We start from the raw sequence: 5,408 nt of genomic DNA on the forward strand, positions 1-5,408 counted from the left end.
GCAGTCCCTTGCTGCAAGCGACCCTCCCGGGGTGCCGGGCGCCGTGCAGGCGGGCCCACTCACCGCCGTGGCGCACCTCATTCATCTTCCGGCCGGAACCGGCGCAGCCGGTCGCGATGCCGCTGCGCGTGGCCGCACCTACTGTCGAGGCATGGCGCTTTCCCGTAAAGAACGCGAACAGTTCCTGGCCGAGCCTCACGTGGCCGCGATCGGGGTCGCAGCCGCAGAGGGACGCGGGCCGTTGCTGGTACCGATCTGGTACGCCTATGAGCCCGGCGGACTGCCGTGGATCCTCACCGGCGTGAACTCCCTGAAGATGCAGCGGATCAAGACCACAGGCCGCTTCAGCCTGTTGGTCCAGCGAACGACGCCGACGGTCAGGTACGTCTCGGTCGAGGGGCCCGTGGCCGAGGTGACCGAGGCGGCCGGTGGCGTGCACCGCGAGTTGGCCAGCCGCTACCTGGAGGGCGACGCGCTCGACAGCTACCTTGCATACGCGGAGGCGGAGCTCTCCGATCACGCCGTGGTCCGGATGCGGCCGAAGCACTGGCTCTCGGCCGATCTGGGAGGGGGCTGAACGGGGAGACGCGGCGGTGTCCGCTCCTCAAGAGCCACGATCTCCGCCCGCCGGCATCCGCGCCGCCGGCGACTGGCCGGTGCGACCGTTCAGCGTGACGCTCAGCCACGATCTGCACGGCGGTCCGGCGGACTCCTGAAGCGGTGCCAAGAACACTGCCCCAGCGATCTGCGGCCCCTGCGCGGGGAGGCGCACCCTCACGGCACGACGCAGCGGGCGTCCACCGTGCAAGGCCGACCTCGGCGCCGAATGGCCAGGTCAGCCGGGTAGCCTGCCCCGACGGGTGCCGCCTGCAAGCTGCTCGCAGCCCCTGCGTCCGCCGGAAGCAAGGAGAACGACTTGACCGCCTCAGCCCGCGCCAGCCTGCAGCACGAAGACGAAAGGACCCGCGTCACCCGCTGGGACTTCGAACCCGGCCAGAGCACCGGCCAGCACGTCCACGAGTACGACTACGTCGTCGTCCCCGTCACCGACGGACAGACGGATGTGATCAGCTCGGACGGCTCGGTGACCGTATCGCAGCTGAAGGCGGGCGAGTCCTACACCCGCCCGGCCGGCGGTGCGCACGAGGTGCTCAACACCGGTTCGTCTCCTCTCGCGTTCGTCGAGATCGAGTTCAAGTAGGCGTCGGCCTCACCGCCCCCGGCACGATCACCAACGCCGGCTGCCTCGTGGCCACCGCCGTGTGGGAAGGGCCCGCTGACTCTGCCGTTTGATGCGGTCCGCTTGGCCCGCAGGCGCCGTCGCGTCGCGGCTGCCGCGCCCGGCGGCGTCCCGCAGCAGCACCCGTTCGCGGTGCAGGACGTCCCACACCGGGCCCGCGGCCCCGGGGGGTGCGTGGTACCACTGGGCGCGCAGCCGGTGGGCCGCCTCCCGCCGCTCCGGGGCGCGGTCGAGACCGCGTGCACCGCGACGGGCTTCGCCTACTTCGCCCACGCGCTGACTCCGGCGCCGGAGGTCCGCTTCGACCGCAACTACCTCGACCTGCGCGACGGAGAGAGCGCCACGCTGCGCGTCAGCGCCCTGCCCGCCGGTTTCGGCCCGGCCGCCCTGGAGGTGCGCTCCCGGCGGTCAGGTGACGGGCCGGCGGTAGAGCTGCCGTGACCCGCCTTCCGGTCCCGGCTCTGCCGCCTCGGCGGGGGCAAAGCCCAGCCGCTCGTAGAAGACGCGGGCGCCGCTGGCCACCGCGCCCGGGTGGTCGGCCCCGAACGTGATCACCTCGATGATGCCCGGACCGCGCACGAACCTGCGCGATGCCTCGTCCATCAGCGCGCGACCGACGCCGCTGCCGCGGCCGCCTTCCGCCACCACCAGCCAGTCGACGTGAAAGACAGGGGCCTTCGCGTCGAACAACAGCCCGCCGAGGAGGCCCGATTCCGCGGAGAGGGCGATGAGCGCCGTCGAGCGGCGCAGGTGCGCGCGCACCGCTTCATGGAAGCCCGGTTCCTCGACCATCGGGCCGAACCAGTGCTCGACTTGGGCGGCCAGGGCGAGAAAGCTCGGGAGATCACGTTCCTGCGCGAGTCTGATGATCACCGGGGCAGTCTGGCAGACGCGTGTCCGGCAGACGTGCGCAGTATGGACGGCCGTCCGGCGGCCGGTCAGGGCTGGATGTTCTCCAGGTCCTGCAGGAGGCCGGGGTGCTTGGGCTCCCAACCCAGGGTCTGGCGGGTATGGGTGCTGGAGGAGGGCTGGTCGGTGGCGAAGATCGGGCCGATGGGGCCGTACGTCTGCTCCGGCACCGATTCGACCGGCAGGCCGAGCCGTCGGCCGATGACCGCGGCGATGTCGCGCACCTGGTCCCCCTCGTCGGCCACGGCGTGCCACACGCTGCCTGCTTCGGCCTGTTCCAGGGCGAGGCGGAAGAGGACCGCCGCGTCGCGTGCGTGGACGGCCGGCCAGCGCTGGGTGCCGTCGCCCGGGTAGCCGGATACCCCGGTCCGGCGGGCGGTTTCGGTCAGCAGACCGGCGAATCCGCCGGCACCCTCGTTGTGGACGGTACGCGGCAGGCGTACGGCCGTACTGCGCACCCCGCGCGCGGCCAGGTCCAGGACGGCGGTGACCGCACGGCCGCGGCCGCCGACCGGTCCGTCGGTGGGCACCGGGTCGGCCTCGGTGGACGGACGGCCCGGCGCCCAGGGCGTACCGGAGACGGTCACCAGGGGGCGGTTGCTGCCGACGAGTTCCTCGCCGAGGGCCGCGAGGGCGGCGCTTTCCTCGGCGACGTTCTGCGCGAGGGCTTCAGGGCTGCTGAAGTCATTGCCGAACGCCAGGTGGACGACGCCGTCGGCCTGCGCGGCGCCGGCCCGCAGGATGTCCAGATCGGCGAGGGCTCCCCGCAGCGGCTCGGCGCCGGCCGCCCGGGCGGCGCGCGCGGAGGCGTCGGAGCGGGCGAGTGCGAGGACGCTATGGCCGTTGCCGAGCAGTTCGGCGACGACGGCGGAGCCGATCAGACCGGTGGCGCCGGTGACGAAAACACGCATGGAGATCCTCTCCCGGGCAGGGGGAAACGACGGACAGTGATGGGACTCTTGTCCCATCAGACGCTACCAGGTGACGGGACAAGAGTCCCATCACATATGCTGGCCCCATGGGTAGGTGGGAACCAGGCGCACGCGAGCGCCTCGTCGTGGCCGCAGTCGACCTGTTCACCGAGCAGGGGTACGACGCCACGACGGTCGCGCAGATCGCCGAGCGAGCCGGGGTCACCAAGAGCACCTTCTTCCGGCACTTCCCCGACAAACGCGAGCTGCTGGTGGCCGGCCAGGAGACGCTGAGCCGGCTGCTGACCGAGGGAATCGCCGAGGCCCCCGGCGGCGCCACCCCGCTGCAAGCAATCGCCGCCGGCCTCGAGCGCGCATCGAGCGCGATGGGACCCGAGAACCGCGAGCTCGCCCCGCGCCTGAAGGCGGCCGTCGCCGCCAGCGCCGAGTTGCAGGAGCGTGACGCCCTCAAGACCGTCAGCCTGGCCGCCGCGATGACGGCGGCCCTGGTCGCCCGCGGCCTGCCCGACCCGACTGCGGCCCTGGCGAGCGAGCTGGGCGTCCTGGCCTTCAAACGCGGCTTCGCCCAATGGTCCGAGGGCGAGAGCGACGGCAAGGACGAACTCGCCGGATACGTCCTTGCGGCCCTGGACGAGCTGCGCGCCGTGAGCGCGTCACTGGGCTGACCAAACCCCTCCACACGCTCGGCGCCCCGCCCGCAACGGAGGCGCGCTTTCGCGGTGGGGCCGGGCCGATGAGTTTCCGGGGCGGGGCCCGTCTGTACCCGTATGGAGACGCACACACTCACGACACCCGGCGCGGACCTTGTCTATGACGTTCGCGGACCGCTGCCGACCGCCGACGGGCGCCCGCCGCTGTTCATGATCGGGCAGCCCATGGACGCCACTGGTTTCGTTGCCCTCGCGGCGCGCTTCCCCGAACGGACCGTGATCACCTACGACCCGCGCGGGCTGGGTCGCAGCAAGCGTAAGGACGGGCGGGTCGAGCACACGCCGCAGACCCAGGCCGATGATGTGCACGCCGTCATCGAGGCGCTGGGGACCGGGCCGGTGGAGATGTTCGCCAGCAGCGGCGGAGCGGTCACCGCGCTCGCGCTCGTGGCCACGTATCCCGCAGACGTGACCACCCTGGTCGCGCACGAGCCGCCGCTGATCACCCTCACACCGGACGGCCCGGCGGCCGTACGTGCACGGGACGGCGTACGGGAGGCGTACGAGAAGCGGGGATGGGGAGCCGGGATGGCCGCGTTCGTGGCCATGACCTCGTGGGAGGGAGAGTTCACCGACGCGTTCTTCGCACAGCCCCCCGCCGATCCCGCCGCCTTCGGGATGCCCCCGCAGGACGACGGCTCGCGCGACGATCCGCTGCTGTCCGACCGGTCATGGGCCATCAGCAGCTACCGGCCGGACGCCGAGGAGATCGCCGCCGCGCCGACCCGCACGGTGATCGCGGTGGGTGAGGAGTCCGCGGGCGTGCTGACCGGACGCACCTCGGTGGCGACCGCCGAGCTGCTGGGGCAGCGGGCGACCGTCTTTCCGAGCCATCACGGCGGGTTCCTCGACGGAGAGTTCGGATATCCGGGAAAGCCGGACGAGTTCGCCCACCGGCTGCGCCAGGTTCTTGACGGAGCCTCGTGAGCCACCCGGCGGGCGGGCAATTCCCGGGCACCGCGGAGGCGGGCCGAACCACGCGGCCCGGCAATGCCTCACCTGCATGATCACCGAGGTGGACGGCGCGCATGGCTCAGCGCCGTCCACAGCTGCCATGCAGTGCGTGCCTGCCCGTGCGCACCTGGAGGGCATGATCGGACGCTTCGCGTCAGCGCCGCGCTCCAGGCCGTGCGCACCGCCATCACCCCCACACCGGCCGGCAGCCCCGGCCCGGCCCGCGGGTGGATACTGCCGGTATGGAGCCCGACCCCCTGGACAGTGAATCCGCGGCCGAGGAGAGCACAGAGCCCGCCGAGCCGAACAGTCTTGCGTCCCGCGCACAGCAACGGGGGGCCGACGAGCGCGAGCAGGCGGCCGACGAGCGCGAGCAGGCGGCCGACAACCGCGAAACGGTCGCCGATGAGCGCGAACGCATCGCCGATGACCGGGAAGCCGCAGCCGATGCGCGCGAGCGCGCCGCCGATCAGCGGGAAGTTACGGCCGACAAATGGCAGAAGCAGCTCGCCGGCCAGGAGAAGCGCCTGGATGACCGCTCCCGGACTGCTGGGGAACCAACGGTCAGTCTGCGGCAACGCTCATACGAGGAGATCGACCGCGCCCAGGGCCTGCTGGCGGCGAGCCAGAACCGCCTGGCACGCACGCGGGCCGCGCTCGACC

7 protein-coding genes and 1 pseudogene are annotated in these 5,408 nt (G+C 72.2%); 6 read left to right on the plus strand and 2 right to left on the minus strand.

The features are described from left to right. Nucleotides 1-151: 151 nt before the first annotated feature. The 3 genes from ACQKIP_RS38515 (at nucleotide 152) to ACQKIP_RS38525 (ending at nucleotide 1,681) form a co-directional block, all read left to right on the plus strand. Nucleotides 152-577, plus strand: coding sequence for a pyridoxamine 5'-phosphate oxidase family protein (locus ACQKIP_RS38515; RefSeq protein ID WP_365864398.1), 426 nt, complete (start codon nucleotides 152-154; stop codon nucleotides 575-577). A 339-nt stretch (nucleotides 578-916) separates the two neighbouring features. After that, nucleotides 917-1,201, plus strand: a complete 285-nt coding sequence (locus tag ACQKIP_RS38520; RefSeq protein ID WP_365864396.1) for a cupin domain-containing protein — start codon at nucleotides 917-919, stop codon at nucleotides 1,199-1,201. Between the two features lie 213 nt (nucleotides 1,202-1,414). Beyond that, nucleotides 1,415-1,681, plus strand: a complete 267-nt coding sequence (locus ACQKIP_RS38525) for a hypothetical protein (RefSeq protein ID WP_365864394.1) — start codon at nucleotides 1,415-1,417, stop codon at nucleotides 1,679-1,681. Here ACQKIP_RS38525 and ACQKIP_RS38530 read toward each other — a convergent pair. Both ACQKIP_RS38530 and ACQKIP_RS38535 read right to left on the minus strand, forming a co-directional pair. Further along, on the minus strand, nucleotides 1,649-2,113 hold the full coding sequence (locus ACQKIP_RS38530) for a GNAT family N-acetyltransferase (RefSeq protein ID WP_365864393.1): 465 nt from the start codon (nucleotides 2,111-2,113) through the stop codon (nucleotides 1,649-1,651). The two genes, ACQKIP_RS38525 and ACQKIP_RS38530, sit on opposite strands and share 33 nt — an antisense overlap. Before the next feature lie 65 nt (nucleotides 2,114-2,178). After that, nucleotides 2,179-3,060, minus strand: coding sequence for an SDR family oxidoreductase (locus tag ACQKIP_RS38535; protein ID WP_365864391.1), 882 nt, complete (start codon nucleotides 3,058-3,060; stop codon nucleotides 2,179-2,181). Nucleotides 3,061-3,167: 107 nt separating this feature from the next. On the opposite strand from ACQKIP_RS38535, the gene ACQKIP_RS38540 reads away from it, so the two are divergent. The 3 genes and pseudogenes from ACQKIP_RS38540 to ACQKIP_RS38550 form a co-directional block, all read left to right on the plus strand. Continuing rightward, nucleotides 3,168-3,746, plus strand: a complete 579-nt coding sequence (locus ACQKIP_RS38540; protein WP_365864389.1) for a TetR/AcrR family transcriptional regulator — start codon at nucleotides 3,168-3,170, stop codon at nucleotides 3,744-3,746. Between the two features lie 102 nt (nucleotides 3,747-3,848). Next, entirely contained in the window at nucleotides 3,849-4,718 is an 870-nt protein-coding gene (locus ACQKIP_RS38545) for an alpha/beta fold hydrolase (RefSeq protein ID WP_365864387.1), read from the plus strand. A 269-nt stretch (nucleotides 4,719-4,987) separates the two neighbouring features. Beyond that, nucleotides 4,988-5,408: pseudogene (locus tag ACQKIP_RS38550) on the plus strand (hypothetical protein); the annotation flags it as partial.

Source organism: Streptomyces sp. NPDC059900, assembly GCF_050270335.1.
Lineage (GTDB): Bacteria > Actinomycetota > Actinomycetes > Streptomycetales > Streptomycetaceae > Streptomyces.